The organism is Priestia filamentosa (assembly GCF_900177535.1).
GTDB classification, from domain to species: Bacteria; Bacillota; Bacilli; order Bacillales; family Bacillaceae_H; genus Bacillus_I; species Bacillus_I filamentosa.
This window is the reverse complement of record NZ_FXAJ01000002.1, coordinates 250,463-266,072: the sequence shown is the minus strand read 5'-3', so window position 1 is coordinate 266,072 and position 15,610 is coordinate 250,463. Positions and strand designations below refer to the sequence as shown.

Genomic DNA, 15,610 nt, shown 5'->3' with positions numbered 1-15,610 from the left:
GAAGATTACGTAGAAATAATTGGCGCTTTCTACTATACAGGCTGTGCTCATTGTGATAATCTGACGAAGGAATATGAAACATGTACAGAAAGAAGGATAAAAAATGGAGCACAGTACAAAAACACTTAGAAATTCAAATAGCACAGCAGCTGAGACAAAAGTGTTTCTTTTAATCGGTATTATCTTTATTGGTGCAAATTTACGTGCACCTCTCACATCTGTTGGTCCTTTGCTTTCTTCGATTAGAGAGCAGCTACATCTCTCAAGCACTGCAGGAGGAATGTTGACAACTGTTCCATTACTTGCTTTTGCTGCTCTTTCACCGTTTGCAGCAAAAGTGGCAAATAAAGTTGGAATGGGAAATACCCTGTTCCTTTCCCTACTTCTTTTAACAATGGGAATTTTTATCCGTTCAACAAGTGGAATAAGCCTTTTATTTATCGGCACTCTTTTCATTGGACTCGCTATTGCAGTGTGTAACGTTCTTTTACCAAGTTTAATTAAACAAGACTTCGCTCATAATGTTGGTTTAATGACAGGGGTCTATGCGGTTTCAATGAACTTATGCGGGGCAATTGGCTCTGGAATAAGTCATCCTATCTCAGTAGCCTCAAGTTTAGGATGGAAAGGAGCGCTTGGATGCTGGGGGATTTTATCGTTTATCGCGCTTTTATTATGGGTGCCGCAGCTTAAAAAGTCCGGCTACCAAAAACAAGCCAAAACGCTTAAAAAGACGCCATCACTTTCCCTTTGGAAATCAAAACTTGCTTGGCAAATCTCGCTTTACATGGGACTGCAGTCTGTTTTATTTTATACGATCATTGCTTGGATGCCTGATATTTTGAAAGAACAAGGACTAACATCAGATGATGCGGGATGGACTCTTTCTTTTATGCAGCTCGCTATTATTCCTTTTACATTCCTTATTCCAATTATTGCTGGAAAGCTTAACAATCAGCGCGGCCTTGTCACAATTTCTGGCGTTCTTTTATTTATTGGAATCATCGGAATTTTATATGGACCTCTTTCTTTTATAAAACTTTTTATTATTTCATCAGGAATTGGAATAGGATCTGCTTTTAGTCTTGCGATGATGTTTTTTACGCTTCGAACAAGTAATGCCAAGGAGGCAGCTGAACTTTCCGGTATGGCTCAGTCGTTAGGCTATTTGTTAGCCGCACTTGGACCGTTTTTGTTTGGGTTACTTCACGATGTAACACACGGATGGACAATTCCCCTTTTCCTTTTGCTATTCTTTTCGCTTCTTCTTTTTTTATGTGGAATGGGAGCAGGAAAAAACCGTGTTATTGAAAACAGCTGAAGGTTTTCCTTCAGCTGTTTTTTAAGTTTACAGCCTTTTTGGTTTTTTGGAGCCCAGCATAGGTTATATATGAGAATACAAAAATACAGAGTGTATAAACAATGTTTAATAATAAATGCCCTTCAAGGCTTTCAATGCCCATCATCTTTAAGAGGAAATCTAAAATACGAATAAAAAAGACGTGAATAACGTAAATTCCTAAAGCATTTGCTCCTATTTTGGCAAACAAGCTTCCTCTCCCATATTCGGGGTATGAAAGAGCAAAAGAAAAAAGACAGAAAGTCAGAAAGAAAGTAGATAAAAAGTATTCTCCAAAAGGAGCGTGTAGCACATAGCGAAGCACATATGCTTCTGTTGCTTGAAGTAGGATAAATAGAAAAAAGAACGTTCTATAAATGGAAGAGGAAATAGGTCTTGGCGCTGAAAGGCCTGGATGAAGAGCAAAAAAGCAGCCAAGTGTTGTGTAAAACAAGCCAAAAAAAAGCGCGTCTCTTGTACTCACGGACACCTTGTAAAAAAGCGCATAAGACTGACCGAAAAGTCCCGCTATATATAAAAGAAAGCTGATTGGTAAAAGCACATACAGTTTTTTTACTTTTACGAACATATAAACAATAAGAGTACTCCAAATAAGCGCAGTTAAAAACCAAAGCTGATAAGCACTTGTTCCTTCTCCATAGTAAAAAACATTTTTTAATGTCAGCTTTTCAAAATAAGAGGAAATTTCTTTACTTACGTTCCCTTCTTTTTCATATATGATAAAAAGATCGTAAAGAGCATAAAAAATGAACCAGCAAACATAGATTTTTATAAGCTTAATTATATACTTTAATGTGTATGTCCACGAATATTTTGTGATAAGCATTTTTAAGCCAAACAGATATCCTGAAGCTGTAAAAAAAAACGGAACCGCAAAACGAGCAAAGTTATCGAGAATAAATAGAACAACTTCTCCATCAATCGGAAATGTATGAATGATAACAACCGCTAATATAGCAAAAAACTTTATATAATCAATTGCTTCGTTTCGCTTCATAATGCACCCCTTCTTTTTTTCTTAGTATGAGCGAAACGAAACCATTCAAATCGTTTTTATCTTTACTATCTTTATAACGAGAAAAAAGAGCCCCAAATGAAGGCTCCTCTTATCTAACAATCCACTTTTTCCTCTTCTTTCTTTACTTTTTCGCCAACAAACTCCCCGTTTGGCTGAATGATTGTTATACGCTGAACTTCTTTTTGTTCATTTTCCCAAAACTGCACGCTAAATCCATCTAGTCCCTTAAAATAAAAAGCACCTTTTTTATATGGAACAAGCTCATAATCAGGTTGACCTTGTAGCGACAGAACTAACATACTTTCTTTCTTTAAAGAAACGGTTGCTAACATCTCTCCTTGAAGCTTGTATTGACCAACATATCGTATAAGTTCTTCTTTATCTTGAAGACGTTCATCAGGCAATTTTTCAAACATAATATCTTTTGTCCCAGGTTCAAGTGCGAACGGACCTGAAAGCGTTGCAATCTCTCCATATACATTTCCTTGAAATGAGAGGAGAAGCGTATGATTGAAGGTCGCAATTTTCATTTGAAAAACATCATAGTGATAATGAGTTAACTCGGAGTGAAAAGAGTTTAATGTTGCTTCTAATTTGTCATCCTTATAGGTGATTTTTATACTCCCATACCCTTTATGATGATACGTACCTTCATAATCTTTTAATGGGTGTGATGGCTGAGTATTTGGCACTTTTCCCTTCTCATCCTTTTCTCCACTTCCTGTCATTGTTGCTTTCAATTCTTTAAGCTTTTTTTGTAGTTCGTTACTCCACTGCTTTTCCTCTAAATGAAGCAGACGATCATAAATATTATAGACAATGGTATCAGGGAAAAATGTAGCATCTTTGTTTGTTAACACAACTACTCCAATGTTTTCATACGGAAGAAATGAAACAAGAGCTGTAAAACCATCAATGTTTCCGCCGTGATGAAGATGATGATGCCCTCTGTATGGAGAAATAAACCATCCTCCTCCATAAGTAGAAATTGGCACTTCTTTTGTTGGGAACATGAGTTCACAAGACATATGAGGTGTATGAAGAGTTTTCATTTCTTGCTCTGAAATGATTCGTTTTCCGTCAATCTCTCCTTTTTGAAGATGAAGCTTCAACCAGTTCACCATTTCCTTTATATTTGAATTAATAGAGCCTGCTGGACCAATTTCATCAATGTTTCGGAAAGGGACTTTTGTTATTTTCCCGTCGATTTCTTTATATGGAAGAGAATAATTTTTGCTTTTTTGCATATCTTCAACTGAAAAATTACTTTTCTTCATATGTAGAGGTGTAAAAAGTCGTTTTTTGACTAACGCTTCATAAGAAGAATGAGCAACTTTTCCTGCTAAGTAACCTGCTGTTAAATACATTAAATTTTGATACTGCCATTCTGATCTAAAATCTACGTTTCCGTCTAAATACTGAATACGTTGGATCAGTTCTTCTCGTGATAAATCTGCTCCGTACCATACTAGTTCATGACGGGGCAAACCTGAGCGATGAACTAGTAAATCAAGCGGCGTTATGCGTTCGGATGCTACAGGGTCTTTTAATTTAAAGGAAGGCAAATACGTACGAACAGGCTCGTCCCACTCAAGCTTTCCTTCATCAACAAGAAGCGCAAGAGCTGACGCTGTAAATGCTTTTGTAGATGAACCAATTGCAAATAATGTTTCTTCTGTGACAGGAAGTTTTTTTTCGATATCGCGCAACCCAAATCCTTCTGAAAATATCACTTCTCCGTCTTTGACAATCGCAACAGCAGCTCCTGGTACTTCCCACGCTTTCATTTCTTCTTCTAAAAAGGTTTTAAAACCGCTAAGTTCATTCATTTTTTCTCCTCCTTTTTTCTCTATACTATATACGAAAAAACAAGAAAAAAGTTCCAATAAAAAACGCATATAACTAAAGTTATATGCGTTCTCTACCTTCTTTAGAAGTTAAATTCATTTGGATTTGGACCAACACGATGATTTTCATTTAAAGAGCTAATTTGTTGCATCTCTTCTTTTGTTAATTGGAAATCAAAAATGTTAGCATTTTCAATAATGCGATGTTCTTTTGTTGATTTTGGAATTGTAATTACTCCATTTTGAACATCCCAGCGAAGAATAATTTGAGCAACAGATTTTCCATGATGTTTGGCAATGCGCGTCAATTCTTCATTTTGTAAAAGCTCTCCTTGCATAAGTGGTGACCATGCTTCAAAACGAATCTCATTCTCCTCACAAAAAGCCTTTACTTCACTTTGAGTCAAGCGAGGATGGTACTCGACTTGGTTGATCATTGGTTTAATTTCAGCTTGCTTCAATAATGCCTCTAAATGATGAACTTCAAAATTGCTTACGCCAATTGCTTTCACTTTTCCTTCTTTATAAAGAGTTTCAAGTGCTCTCCAAGACTCCTTATACTGATCTTTTCCTGGCCAATGAATAAGATAAAGATCAAGGTAATCGAGACCAAGCTTTTTCAAACTTTCTTCATAAGCAGAGATTGTTTCTTCATAACTTAAACCATCATTCCACACTTTTGATGTGATAAATAGCTCTTCACGTCGTAAATTGTTTTCTTCTAAAGCTTCTTTAACGCCAACTCCAACTCCCTCTTCATTGCCGTAAATAGCAGCTGTATCAATGCTTCTGTACCCATGCTTAATTGCATTTTTCACAGCCTCTACAAGCTCTTTTCCCTCTTCTACCTTGAACACGCCTAGTCCAAATCCAGGCATTTTAACTCCATTGTATAGTGTTACTGTATCTTGTAAGTTTTTCATTATTAAAATCCTCCTAAAATGTTTTCTTATCCTTGCTAAGCAATGTTTCTACCAGCTTTTTGATCTTTTCTTTCTAAAGAGCGACTCCACCCTGTTAGAAGAACAGCGCCAGCTACCATCAAGGCTCCAACCCATGTTGTATGAACAAGACCAAGTGAGTTTGTGACAACTCCTCCAAAATAAGAACCAAGCGCAATTCCTGCATTGAACGCTGCAATGTTAATCGCAGACGCCACGTTTACACCACTTGGTACAAATCGCTCTGCAAGCATTACAACATATACTTGCAGACCGGGAACGTTCATGAATGCGAAAAGCCCCATCATCAAGATTGTCGCTAACCCTATCCCTTTGAAAGGCGCGGTGAAAAACAATGCTAACAGAATAAGTGCTTGAAAAATAAACATGTAAAACAGCGCTCTTACCGGGTTTTGGTTAGAAAGTTTCCCACCAACCATGTTTCCAATCGCAATTGCTACTCCGTAAAGAAGAAGAAGAACAGCAACAGTACTTCCTTTAAAACCTGTTACATCTTGTAAAAGTGGTGAAAGGTACGTAAAGACAACAAATGTTCCACCATATCCAAGAGCTGTAATAACAAAGACAAGCAATAAACGACCGTTTGTTACTAATTTCACTCCATCTTTGATTGTTGTTTTTTGTCCTTTTGACAAGTTTCCTGGCACTAGTATACTATTTGCGATGAAAGCAACAATTCCAATGACAACAATTGTGACAAAAGCAAGACGCCAACCAAACTGCTGACCAATAAAAGTTCCAAACGGCACTCCTGTAACGGTCGCCACCGTTAATCCTGTAAACATTATGGAAATTGCGCTTGCCCGGCGGTCTTTTGAAACAAGATCAGCGGCAATTGTTGAACCAATTGACATAAAAACACCGTGAGAAAAAGCAGCGATAACTCTTCCAATAAGAAGCATGCTAACGTGAATAGCCCCTGCTGAGATTATATTTCCGATAATAAAGACAATCATAATCCACAGTAAAAGTGACTTTCTTGACATATTAGAAGTGAGACTCGTTAAAACCGGTGCTCCAAATGTTACTCCTAGTGCATATAAAGAAACGGTTAGACCTGCTGTTGTAACCGAAATATTTAGATCTTCGGAAATAAGCGGCAAAAGTCCTACGCTAATAAATTCTGTCGTTCCTATAGCAAAAGCACTCACTGCTAAAGCAAGCAGTGCAAACGTACTTTGTTTTTTACTTAAAGACATGAAAAACTTCCCCCTTTATCTATTGATTTTTGGTTTGTTTGTTTTTTTTAAAAAAACAAGGTACAGTAAAAAAAGAATCTAATAAGCCGCCGGTAAATGTTATTATGGGAGATAAGAATAGAAAAAGGAAGAACGCACTTTAAAGTGCTGTAGGTACTTTTTAGTGCCTATAGAAAAGGAGAAAAAAATGGAAAAAAAGCTTGAAACAAAAAAAAAATACAACATTTCAGTAGAAGCAACGCTTGAAGTTATCGGAGGAAAATGGAAATGCGTTATTCTGTGTCATTTAACGCACGGTAAAAAAAGAACAAGTGAGTTAAAGCGCCTTATGCCAAACATTACGCAAAAAATGCTCACTCAACAGCTTCGAGAGCTTGAAGAAGATGGCATTGTAAATCGCATCGTGTATCAGCAAGTGCCACCTAAAGTGGAATATGAGCTAAGCGAGTATGGAAAAAGCTTAGAAAGCATTCTAGATGCCTTGTGCAACTGGGGAGCTTCTCATATTACGAAAGTTTATGGAGACAAGTTTTCTGTCTTAGAAGAGAGTGTACTAAACGATAAATTAAAATAAAAGATCCCGCTAACGCGGAATCTTTTATTTTACAGAAAAATCTCTGCCAAACGCTTAAATGATTTTTTCTTTTCTTCAAAATCATATATATTCGCAAGAGCCATCACTTCATCTGCACCATATCGATTCATCAGATTAAGAAGCTCTCTCTTTACTGTTTCACGTGAACCAATGATCATCCGCTTTCGATTTTGCCGAATTTTCTCTTGATCTCGTTCTGTGTAATGATAAGCTTTTGCTTCTTCTATATTCGGAACACGACTGTCTAACCCTTTCTCAACCTGAAGGAGCCATAAGTCTTGACTTGAAGCAAGCAACTCTGCTTCCTCATCACTTTCCCCACAAATAATAAAGACCGCTACAATTGAAGCAGGATTTTGTAAGTACATGGAAGGTTTAAACGCTGTTTTATACGTTTTTAACGCTTCTTCTCCTCTATTAGGAGAAATAAAATGACCCAAAACATAGCCTACTCCATGACTTGCAGCTAGGGAAGCACTATTCTCTCCAAGACCTAGCGTCCAAAGCGCAGGAGGCTTGTCTGTTAGAGGGGCGGCTTTAATGCCGCTATAAGAGTGACTTCCTGGAAGCGTTCGATGAAGATGGTAGATAACATCTTGAAGCTTTCTTGGATAAGCTTTCAAACCATTTTCCTCCGTATCCCCAAGCGCTCTTCTAATTTTCTCTGGTCCGCCTGGAGACCTACCGATACCAAGATCAATTCGTCCTGGATAAAGAGCTTCCAGTTGCTGAAATACTTCGGCAATTTTAAATGGACTATATTGTGGTAAAAGCACTCCTCCAGAACCAACACGAATAGATGAGGTTTTAGCTGCAATATGACTCATTAATATTTCAGGGGCTGTGCTTGCAAGCCCTCTTGTTCCATGATGTTCCGCAAACCAATATCTGCTATATCCTAACGATTCCGCGTATAAAGCAAGATGTGCTGACTTTTCAAGTGTTTGGTGAGCGTCTTGTCCTTTTGAAATCGGTGCTTGATCGAGTATGCTCAGTTTCATTTCATTTTCATTCCTTCCTAACGTTATGGGACATGTTACCCGAGTATAAAACTTTATTCTTCCGTTCACACTAAAAATAAAAAGGAGGGTCGGATATGAATCATCTAAAAGCGTTGCTTGTAAAATTTATTTGTTCTATCATTGCTTTTGCAATTGCACTTGATTTATTTTTTGATGCCACAATTGTTGATATTCTCTCATTTAGTTTGTTCGTAACAGTTGCTTCATACTTAATTGGCGATCAAATCATCTTGCGCCGTCTTGGCAACCGGGAAGCTATTATTGTCGAATTTTTGCTAACTTATATGAGCGTTTGGATTTTTGGAAGTATTCTTTTTGACAGCTACCCACAAGTAGCGTGGGGAAGCATCTTATCAGCGCTAATTATTACAGGAGCTGAAGTCCTTGTTCATCGCTATTTCCTTAATTATGTACCGAAAGAAAGAAAAGTGAAAGATATGCGCTTCAAACGCCGTCTTGCTTATAGTACTGAAATGGCAAAAGAAACAGATATCCATAATAAAAACGAACCAGAATAAAAAGCGAAAGCCTGTAGGCTTTCGCTTTTTATAAGGATTCCATTTCCACGCTTACAATATGCTCAATATGTTTCAGCTCATAATACACTTCTGTTGTATAAACATTTTCATCTACTAAAAGACTTAGCTCAAGCTGAAGATGATCACTATTTTTTAAATCTTTAATTCGGACTTTTTGTGCCTTCATTTTACGCTGTTTTAGTTCTTTTAAGATATCCGTCATTTTTTCATCGTTATCTACTACAATCTTTACTTTCAGCTCTTTTTCACGAAGCTTTTTCGGACCGATTCCTTTAATTAAAACAGGTAAAATTTCCACGCTTATAATAAGCAACCCTGTCGCTAGAATTGCTTCGAACCAAAAACCCGCTCCACAAGCAATTCCGACGCCTCCCGCTGCCCATACCATTGCTGCTGTTGTTAATCCAGAAATAATATCGTTATTTCGGCGTAAAATGACACCTGCGCCTAAAAATCCGATCCCAGATACAATTTGTGCAGCCAATCGAAGAGGATCCATCGGTCGCTCATATTCTTCTGCGAACTGATAGGCAGCCTCAATGGACACGCTTGTTAATAAACAGCTTGTAATCCCAATTACAACGCATGTTTTGAGTCCTAACGGTTTTTTCTTTAGCTGACGTTCAAGGCCAATAATGATAGATAAAATAGCAGAAACCCCAATGTTGAAAATAAAATCATGGTTATACAGGTTCATCCTTTTGCTCCTCCAAAGAACTTTTCTCTCTTATTTCGTTATCTGTTCTACTAAAAGTTTGCCCTTTTATCATTAATTTATCAAGTATAATTTACATTATATAATGTACTTAACAATGAATAGGATAAAAAAGCATCCTATGCAATGGATGCTTTTTCTGTTTCTTTTAGCTTATTCACCAACGTGTGCATCTCAATCTCTGCTTGCTTTCTTTTAGCAAAGGACAGCTTCAATGCTTCTTCGTCAAAGCGTGCTTTTTCAAGTAACATTTCTACAGCTTCTATAAACATCGGGACAGTTTTCAGAGCGCTTTGATGATTGTTGTTATACTGTTCTGGTACAGCTAACTTCTTCAGGTCTTCTAAGCAAGAAGTATATTGTTTTAACAGCTCTCTATATCCTATATTCACTTCTTTTACCGTTTTTCTTTGTTTCATTAAATCTTGGTTTAAAGAAATATATGCGTTTGAAATATTCGTTAAACTTCTTTGAAGCTCTTCTCTTGCTTCAATATAGTTTTCTTTATTCACGATTATTCCTCCCCCATCGTTATGGCTTTTCTTCTCTTTACCCTATTTAATTTAAAAGAAACACAAAAAATCCATGAAGAGACTACTTCTTCACGGATTTCTGTACAACACAAAAAGAGGCCGTATAAACGGCCTCTCTGACGTATTGCGGCGAAAAACCATATGACCACATTCATATGTTGAGCAAAAGCTCATTTTTCGTCTTATGCAATTAGCTCATCGCTTTATTAATATAACATTATTCATAAAAAATAACAATCTTTTTTTTATTTTCTATTAGAGAGATTTATAGTACGATATGAACATAGAAAAGAAAAGGAGCGAAAATAATGGCCTATAAAATGATTGTGCTAGATTTAGATGATACCCTTTTGCGTGACGACCATACCATCTCACCATTAACAAAAAAAGCACTAATGGATGCACAAGAGAGCGGTGTAAAAGTCGTCTTAGCTTCTGGACGTCCTACATATGCAATGCTTGATATTGCGAAGGAACTTCATTTAGATGAGTATGGAAGTTTTATCTTATCTTTCAATGGAGCTAAAATTATTAATTATAAAACAAAAGAAGAACTTTTCAGCAGTACCCTTTCTCCTGAAACAGTACACGGTTTATACGACTTAAGTAGCAAAGAAGATGTCTGTATTCATACGTATGTAGGCGATACAATTGTAACGCCAAAAAACAATGAATTTACAGAGATTGAGGGACATATTACAGGATTGCCGATTAATGAAGTTTCTAATTTTAAAGAAGCCATTACAACTCCTGTTGTAAAAGTTCTGATGGTGGATAATCCTGAAAAGCTAGCACTTGTAGAAAAGAAACTCCAAAGAGAACTAAACGGCATTCTTAGCGTTATGAGATCGAAGCCTTATTTCTTAGAGTTTACAGAGGCTGGGGTAACAAAAGGAACGAGCTTGAGCCAACTTATTAAAAAGCTTGGTATTGAACGTGAGGAAGTTATTGCATTTGGTGATAGCTATAACGACCTTGCTATGATTGAGTTCGCAGGACTTGGAGTTGCTATGGGTAATGCTCCTGATGACATTAAAGAAAAAGCAAACTATGTAACAGATACAAACATGAATGACGGTATTCCAAAAGCTCTTGAAAAGTTTATTTTAACACCATCACACTAAAAAAAGCGCAGGAGAGATTTCCTGCGCTTTTTTATAACCTTACACGACGAATCATTTGATTGAAAATCTCAGATAGTACAAGCCCCATTGCAATAGCGCCTGAAATCATAAGCGCTTTTGCCCCGAATTGAGCTGCTAACGCATAGTTATTTTCAACAATATTTCGCATTGAATTGTAAGCAAGCGTACCTGGTACAAGAGGAATGATTCCAGCTACGTTAAAAATAATAATCGGTGTCTTATAAAGCTTCGCAAACACTTGGCTGACAATTGCAATGGCAAATGCAGCCACAAGTGTGGCCACTATTGCATCTGTATCAGCGTCCGCTACAAGCAGGCTATAAACACACCAGCCAAACATGCCAACAAAGCCCGATTTAATGATTGAATGTCTCGGTGCGTTAAAAATAATGCCAAAGGCAGCAGAAGCAACGAAACTTGTTAAAATCTGATCAATCATCATATTACATATTCCTTTCCTCTGTAAGTTATAAAACTGTAAAAATAACCGCAGCAACCCCTGCTCCAATAGCAAAAGCGGTTAAAAAGGCGTCTGCTCCTTTTGCAAGCCCTGAAATGAGGTGTCCTGACATAAGGTCTCTTACTGCATTTGTAATTAAAAGTCCCGGTACAAGTGGCATGAGTGAGCCAATAATAATTTTATCAATTTCGTTTCCAAGCCCTTTTGTAACAAAAGCATAAGCAATAAGAGCAATAATAAGAGAGGCTAGAAACTCAGCTAAAAATTTAACGCGGACAATACGATGAAAATAAATAAAGCAAGAAAATCCAATACCACTTGTAATAAGAGCAGGGAAAAAATCGCTCCATCCGCCTTGTGATAAAAATAAGAAACAGCCACTTGCAATAGAAGCGGCAAGAACCTGAATACGAACAGGATATGTCATGCTGTCTGTTTCAACTTCTTTTAATCGTTTGAACGCCTCTTCAACAGGCACTGTCCCTGTACTAATTTCACGGGAAATGCTGTTCACAACACTCACCTTATGAAGGTCTGTTGTTCTGTCTGAAATGCGAATTAACTTTGTTGGTTCTCCTTGGCCTTCAACAGAGAAAATAATACCTGTTGGGGTAACATAGCTATGTGTACGACCTATTCCATATGAAGCGGCAATTCTCATCATCGTATCTTCGACTCGGTTTGTCTCTGCTCCACTTTCAAGCATCAATTTTCCGGCAAGTAAGCAGAGTTCAATGACATTATACGTTTTTGGGGTTTCATTTTCCATTTTATCTCTCTCCACAATGATTAGTATGCTTTTAGTAAAGAATAAGCGCTACAATATTTTAGCATTCTTACAGTGTAAAACAAAAAGGCTCAACTTAGCAATCTATTTTACCGTCTTTATGTGAAAAGAATTTCATATGATAAATAAATTGAATCTTTTTATCATCGTTAGCTTTCCTAGCCAAACTTATTCCCATTAATTTCAAGCCCCTGCATTTTCTTACCCTATTTATTATGATGTAAAACAATACAAAAAAGAAGAAGCAGAGTTGCTTCTTCTTTTAACGTTTATCTATTAAGCTATACGGCAGAGAGATTTTTCAGCTCTTCCGTTAACCGTAAAAATTCTTCTTTGTTCTGATTCTCTAATGACTGGTCGATTTCCTTTTGGATTTGTTGCTCTCGAAACGCGTTTAAAGCTTGATCCAATACCATTTCAGCAATAAGCGAGTCCGTAACATTTACTTTAGGGGATTGAGAAGGATTAACTGCATTGTCTTTCATAAGAAATCAACTCCTTGTCCTTTTTTATATTATAACAGAAATTTCAGATAATTCAACTTATTTTAATAATTATTTTTAAGCTGCAATAATTTCCTTTTTTTGAGGATGTTGGTGTTTCTTTACTTCTTCTCTTCCCTTTTTTCTTACTTGCTAAACAGAAAAGTGTAAGCGCTAAACAAAAATCAAAAAATTTCTCATAAGTTAAAAGAACACCTGCCATCAGGTGTTCTTTTAACTTATGTAAATCGCTTAAGCTGATCCAAACGGTTTTCCTTTGTCATAATCTCAATTTGTTTTTCTCCTAACAAATCAAAATGAGGGTACTCTGAACGGTTATCAACCGCTTTTTTAGGAAGATCATATTTCTCTCCCCAAGCGATTAAACGTTCTATATCGCTGCAGCCTACTTTTGTGACCGTTTTAGCGTTTGGAAAGCGATCATCAAGCCAATAGTGGGTCAAAAATGCAATTTCGCCCTCCTCAACGGCTCTCTTCCAATTTTCTAACTCTTTTCGTTTAATACCGAAAGCCATACTTTCACCTGTTTTCTATCTAAGTTTATCTTTTTGCAAGCGCTATTTTATCATGTCTAGTATAAGATTACCAATGATTAATTCGAAATAAATGGCGTACATCTTATATATTTTTTACTATCTAATTGAGAAATCGAAAAACTCGCTATATCTTCGTTTGTAATTACTTTTCCTGGCATATTTTTTGTCGCTACTTTAATATGTCCTTTTCCTTTCTTGTCTACAATAAAAGGAAGACGAATAAGCGTCCAGTCTAGTAAGCTTGCTTTTAAAAGTTCGTATTCCTTTTCTTTTTCCTTCATCATCGCCGAAAAAAAGAGTTGAAACAGATTTGCGCCTACTTGATTTAGAAATGTTTTTTCGTCCCCATTCAGCGTTAAAGACGCTCCTGTTGCTACAATATAACGTTTTATTCCAAGCTCTTTCATTCCCTCTATAGTATGTGAAGTTACCGCGCTATAAAAAGGCTTTTCACTTTTAGGATGTCCAACAGTATTAATAACAGCATCACATCCTTTTATAAGCTCTTTTATATCCTCTTTATTCCGAGCATCTCCCTTAATAAAGCAAATTTCACTCCCACTTTCTTTAGGATATCGAGTTAGCATTTTGATGCTATAGCCTTTTTCTAATGCTTTTCTACTTATTTTTTTCCCGACTGTCCCTCTTCCGCCAATAATAGCAATCTTTTTATTCATTTTTTTACACTACCTTTTAGAACATGATTTTACTAAAATACATGTTAAGGATTATACAGATAAACTTTGTTCTTTTTTAATCTTTCTATTAGAAGCATAGCTTTGGGCCATCATGCCGCCGACAACAAACAAAATCCCTATCCATGAAATAGCTGTTGGTAACGGAGCCGAAAGCAATAAAACTTCTCCTAAAAGAGCAAAAAGGACTTCAAATGACTGCGTTGCTTCTACTGCCCCAAGCTTTTGCATATCATGTTTCACAAGATCTGTTGCCGCAAAGAAGAGCGCTGTTGCACAAACTCCCGAAAGTAACGCAACAATAAGTGACTGAACCGTTTGATTTACACTTGGCACTCCTGCTTTGAAAAGCCCATAAATTGTTAAAATGACCCAGAACGGCATGCTTGCAATCGTCATTCCTAACAAACGTTCGTACGGACCTATCTTTCCCTCGCAAACTTCCATCATCTTACGATTACCAAGAGGATAGGCAAAAGAAGCGATTAAAATAGGCAGAACGCACAGAATCATACTTCGTAAAGAAATTTCGGTCGCATGATCTATTTGCATAAATACAACACCTAGTAAAATGAAAGAAGAAAATAAAAGACTTTTATATGGAATACGTCCTCTTACTAAAACATACTCTGAGCCTCTTTTAACTCTCGCGTAAAAAAGCGGAGCTAATAATGACCCAGATAAAATGGTAATTTGCCATGTTCCTGCAATAAGCCATCCAGGACCGTAGGCAGCTGCAAAGCAAAGCGGTGCATAAAATAAACCGAAGCCAACAGTGCTCCATAAAAGCCAGCTCCAAGGCTTCTGTTTTATTTGTTTTATTAAATGAAATACTTTTCGCTTACGATAGACAATGAACAATAGAAAGGGAATCATAAAAACAAAGCGAAGCACAGCACTCCAAACCCAGCTTCCTCCTTCTACTTCCATAAAGCGATTTAACACAAATGTGGAAGCAAAAAAGAGAGAAGCTAAAATTCCTAAGAAAATAGGACGCATTTTATCTCCTCCTAGCTCTATTACCGAGCAAGTTTATCTCCTAGAGTAAGCCAGTTTTTTTCAACAAGCTTCTCCACGTTCTCTTTCTGACCTTTTTGAATAGCTTCAATAATTTCATGGTGATCTCTGTATGAACTTTCTCCTTCTACAGAGCTAAATTTAGAAAGCTCAAGCCGATATACATTTCCGATAAGGCGTGCGAGCATTTTTTCAATTTCCGGATTTTTAGAAGCTTTCACAAATATATTGTGAAAACGGTAATCTTCTTCAATTGCACCTCGAGCATCTCTCTCCTTCACTCGAAATTTAAAGTTTTCATTTGCTTTTGTGAGTTCCTTTATTTCCTCCTCTCCTATGAATGGAAATGCTAACTTTGCGGCAAGAGCATGTAAAGCTGCCACAACAACAAATGTATGCTTCGCCTCCTCGCTATATAAAGGAGCCACTTTTGTTGAGGATCCTGGGGAAGATTCAACAAGACCTTCATCTTCGAGTCTTTTTAACGCTTCACGCACAGGAGTGCGACTAACCCCAAAGTCCTCTGCTAGCTGGTGATCATGCAATCGTTCACCAGGATGAAACTCTAGCGTCATAATAGCTGACTTAAGACCTTCATAAACTTGATCACGCAATGACGGACGAATAATTTTTTTTATTTTCTGATTTTTATCCATAAAACCAATATATCACATTTA

18 protein-coding genes are annotated in these 15,610 nt (G+C 36.9%); 4 read left to right on the top strand and 14 right to left on the bottom strand.

Going from position 1 to position 15,610, the window contains the following annotated elements; genetic code table 11:
• Window positions 1-103 precede the first annotated feature (103 nt).
• Complete coding sequence (locus tag B9N79_RS08465; protein WP_019395478.1) at window positions 104-1,321, top strand: CynX/NimT family MFS transporter; 1,218 nt, start codon at window positions 104-106, stop codon at window positions 1,319-1,321.
• A gap of 10 nt (window positions 1,322-1,331) precedes the next feature.
• On the opposite strand, the gene B9N79_RS08460 is transcribed toward B9N79_RS08465, so the two are convergent.
• The 4 genes from B9N79_RS08460 to B9N79_RS08445 form a co-directional block, all read right to left on the bottom strand.
• The gene (locus B9N79_RS08460; RefSeq protein WP_046217137.1) at window positions 1,332-2,357 is read right to left on the bottom strand and encodes an acyltransferase; all 1,026 of its coding nucleotides are present in this window, start codon (window positions 2,355-2,357) and stop codon (window positions 1,332-1,334) included.
• A gap of 113 nt (window positions 2,358-2,470) precedes the next feature.
• Window positions 2,471-4,207, bottom strand: coding sequence for a serine hydrolase (locus tag B9N79_RS08455; RefSeq protein ID WP_046217136.1), 1,737 nt, complete (start codon window positions 4,205-4,207; stop codon window positions 2,471-2,473).
• Between the two features lie 101 nt (window positions 4,208-4,308).
• The gene (locus tag B9N79_RS08450) at window positions 4,309-5,151 is read right to left on the bottom strand and encodes an aldo/keto reductase (RefSeq protein ID WP_026009796.1); all 843 of its coding nucleotides are present in this window, start codon (window positions 5,149-5,151) and stop codon (window positions 4,309-4,311) included.
• Window positions 5,152-5,183: 32 nt separating this feature from the next.
• Window positions 5,184-6,386 (bottom strand): MFS transporter, encoded by a 1,203-nt coding sequence (locus tag B9N79_RS08445; RefSeq protein WP_019395474.1) that lies wholly within the window; start codon window positions 6,384-6,386, stop codon window positions 5,184-5,186.
• Between the two features lie 187 nt (window positions 6,387-6,573).
• Here B9N79_RS08445 and B9N79_RS08440 point away from each other — a divergent pair, with 187 nt between their 5' ends.
• Complete coding sequence (locus B9N79_RS08440) at window positions 6,574-6,960, top strand: winged helix-turn-helix transcriptional regulator (RefSeq protein ID WP_019395473.1); 387 nt, start codon at window positions 6,574-6,576, stop codon at window positions 6,958-6,960.
• Between the two features lie 29 nt (window positions 6,961-6,989).
• Here B9N79_RS08440 and B9N79_RS08435 read toward each other — a convergent pair whose 3' ends face one another.
• Window positions 6,990-7,982, bottom strand: a complete 993-nt coding sequence (locus B9N79_RS08435) for an LLM class flavin-dependent oxidoreductase (RefSeq protein WP_046217134.1) — start codon at window positions 7,980-7,982, stop codon at window positions 6,990-6,992.
• 95 nt (window positions 7,983-8,077) lie between these two features.
• Between B9N79_RS08435 and B9N79_RS08430 the strand changes: the two genes are divergently transcribed.
• The gene (locus tag B9N79_RS08430) at window positions 8,078-8,521 is read left to right on the top strand and encodes a YndM family protein (RefSeq protein WP_019395471.1); all 444 of its coding nucleotides are present in this window, start codon (window positions 8,078-8,080) and stop codon (window positions 8,519-8,521) included.
• A gap of 28 nt (window positions 8,522-8,549) precedes the next feature.
• On the opposite strand, the gene B9N79_RS08425 is transcribed toward B9N79_RS08430, so the two are convergent.
• Both B9N79_RS08425 and B9N79_RS08420 read right to left on the bottom strand, forming a co-directional pair.
• On the bottom strand, window positions 8,550-9,239 hold the full coding sequence (locus B9N79_RS08425) for an MgtC/SapB family protein (protein ID WP_019395470.1): 690 nt from the start codon (window positions 9,237-9,239) through the stop codon (window positions 8,550-8,552).
• 137 nt (window positions 9,240-9,376) lie between these two features.
• Window positions 9,377-9,769 carry a hypothetical protein gene (locus tag B9N79_RS08420; RefSeq protein ID WP_046217133.1) on the bottom strand — a complete coding sequence of 131 codons (393 nt, stop codon included), beginning with the start codon at window positions 9,767-9,769 and terminating at the stop codon, window positions 9,377-9,379.
• 329 nt (window positions 9,770-10,098) lie between these two features.
• Here B9N79_RS08420 and B9N79_RS08415 point away from each other — a divergent pair, with 329 nt between their 5' ends.
• The gene (locus tag B9N79_RS08415) at window positions 10,099-10,914 is read left to right on the top strand and encodes a Cof-type HAD-IIB family hydrolase (protein WP_048896768.1); all 816 of its coding nucleotides are present in this window, start codon (window positions 10,099-10,101) and stop codon (window positions 10,912-10,914) included.
• Between the two features lie 31 nt (window positions 10,915-10,945).
• On the opposite strand, the gene B9N79_RS08410 is transcribed toward B9N79_RS08415, so the two are convergent.
• The 7 genes from B9N79_RS08410 to B9N79_RS08380 form a co-directional block, all read right to left on the bottom strand.
• A complete protein-coding gene (locus tag B9N79_RS08410; RefSeq protein ID WP_193399801.1) occupies window positions 10,946-11,377 on the bottom strand; it encodes a threonine/serine exporter family protein in 432 nt (143 codons plus the stop codon).
• A 25-nt stretch (window positions 11,378-11,402) separates the two neighbouring features.
• Window positions 11,403-12,164, bottom strand: coding sequence for a threonine/serine exporter family protein (locus B9N79_RS08405; RefSeq protein ID WP_019395466.1), 762 nt, complete (start codon window positions 12,162-12,164; stop codon window positions 11,403-11,405).
• Between the two features lie 299 nt (window positions 12,165-12,463).
• A complete protein-coding gene (locus tag B9N79_RS08400; RefSeq protein ID WP_019395464.1) occupies window positions 12,464-12,667 on the bottom strand; it encodes an IDEAL domain-containing protein in 204 nt (67 codons plus the stop codon).
• Window positions 12,668-12,903: 236 nt separating this feature from the next.
• Window positions 12,904-13,200 carry a hypothetical protein gene (locus B9N79_RS08395; RefSeq protein ID WP_040057867.1) on the bottom strand — a complete coding sequence of 99 codons (297 nt, stop codon included), beginning with the start codon at window positions 13,198-13,200 and terminating at the stop codon, window positions 12,904-12,906.
• Between the two features lie 77 nt (window positions 13,201-13,277).
• The gene (locus B9N79_RS08390; protein ID WP_046217132.1) at window positions 13,278-13,898 is read right to left on the bottom strand and encodes an NAD(P)-dependent oxidoreductase; all 621 of its coding nucleotides are present in this window, start codon (window positions 13,896-13,898) and stop codon (window positions 13,278-13,280) included.
• Between the two features lie 51 nt (window positions 13,899-13,949).
• Window positions 13,950-14,915: a DMT family transporter gene (locus B9N79_RS08385; RefSeq protein ID WP_085118115.1), complete on the bottom strand. Its 966-nt coding sequence runs from the start codon at window positions 14,913-14,915 to the stop codon at window positions 13,950-13,952.
• A gap of 20 nt (window positions 14,916-14,935) precedes the next feature.
• Window positions 14,936-15,589, bottom strand: a complete 654-nt coding sequence (locus tag B9N79_RS08380) for a GntR family transcriptional regulator (RefSeq protein WP_046217130.1) — start codon at window positions 15,587-15,589, stop codon at window positions 14,936-14,938.
• Window positions 15,590-15,610 lie beyond the last annotated feature (21 nt).

What these genes read in the sequence shown, in the direction of transcription:
- B9N79_RS08465 (WP_019395478.1), top strand. Translation starts at nt 104, where the DNA reads ATGGAGCACAGTACAAAAACACTTAGAAATTCAAATAGCACAGCAGCT.
- B9N79_RS08460 (WP_046217137.1), bottom strand. Translation starts at nt 2,357, where the DNA reads ATGAAGCGAAACGAAGCAATTGATTATATAAAGTTTTTTGCTATATTA.
- B9N79_RS08455 (WP_046217136.1), bottom strand. Translation starts at nt 4,207, where the DNA reads ATGAATGAACTTAGCGGTTTTAAAACCTTTTTAGAAGAAGAAATGAAA.
- B9N79_RS08445 (WP_019395474.1), bottom strand. Translation starts at nt 6,386, where the DNA reads ATGTCTTTAAGTAAAAAACAAAGTACGTTTGCACTGCTTGCTTTAGCA.
- B9N79_RS08440 (WP_019395473.1), top strand. Translation starts at nt 6,574, where the DNA reads ATGGAAAAAAAGCTTGAAACAAAAAAAAAATACAACATTTCAGTAGAA.
- B9N79_RS08435 (WP_046217134.1), bottom strand. Translation starts at nt 7,982, where the DNA reads ATGAAACTGAGCATACTCGATCAAGCACCGATTTCAAAAGGACAAGAC.
- B9N79_RS08430 (WP_019395471.1), top strand. Translation starts at nt 8,078, where the DNA reads ATGAATCATCTAAAAGCGTTGCTTGTAAAATTTATTTGTTCTATCATT.
- B9N79_RS08425 (WP_019395470.1), bottom strand. Translation starts at nt 9,239, where the DNA reads ATGAACCTGTATAACCATGATTTTATTTTCAACATTGGGGTTTCTGCT.
- B9N79_RS08415 (WP_048896768.1), top strand. Translation starts at nt 10,099, where the DNA reads ATGGCCTATAAAATGATTGTGCTAGATTTAGATGATACCCTTTTGCGT.
- B9N79_RS08410 (WP_193399801.1), bottom strand. Translation starts at nt 11,377, where the DNA reads ATGATGATTGATCAGATTTTAACAAGTTTCGTTGCTTCTGCTGCCTTT.
- B9N79_RS08405 (WP_019395466.1), bottom strand. Translation starts at nt 12,164, where the DNA reads ATGGAAAATGAAACCCCAAAAACGTATAATGTCATTGAACTCTGCTTA.
- B9N79_RS08400 (WP_019395464.1), bottom strand. Translation starts at nt 12,667, where the DNA reads ATGAAAGACAATGCAGTTAATCCTTCTCAATCCCCTAAAGTAAATGTT.
- B9N79_RS08395 (WP_040057867.1), bottom strand. Translation starts at nt 13,200, where the DNA reads ATGGCTTTCGGTATTAAACGAAAAGAGTTAGAAAATTGGAAGAGAGCC.
- B9N79_RS08390 (WP_046217132.1), bottom strand. Translation starts at nt 13,898, where the DNA reads ATGAATAAAAAGATTGCTATTATTGGCGGAAGAGGGACAGTCGGGAAA.
- B9N79_RS08385 (WP_085118115.1), bottom strand. Translation starts at nt 14,915, where the DNA reads ATGCGTCCTATTTTCTTAGGAATTTTAGCTTCTCTCTTTTTTGCTTCC.
- B9N79_RS08380 (WP_046217130.1), bottom strand. Translation starts at nt 15,589, where the DNA reads ATGGATAAAAATCAGAAAATAAAAAAAATTATTCGTCCGTCATTGCGT.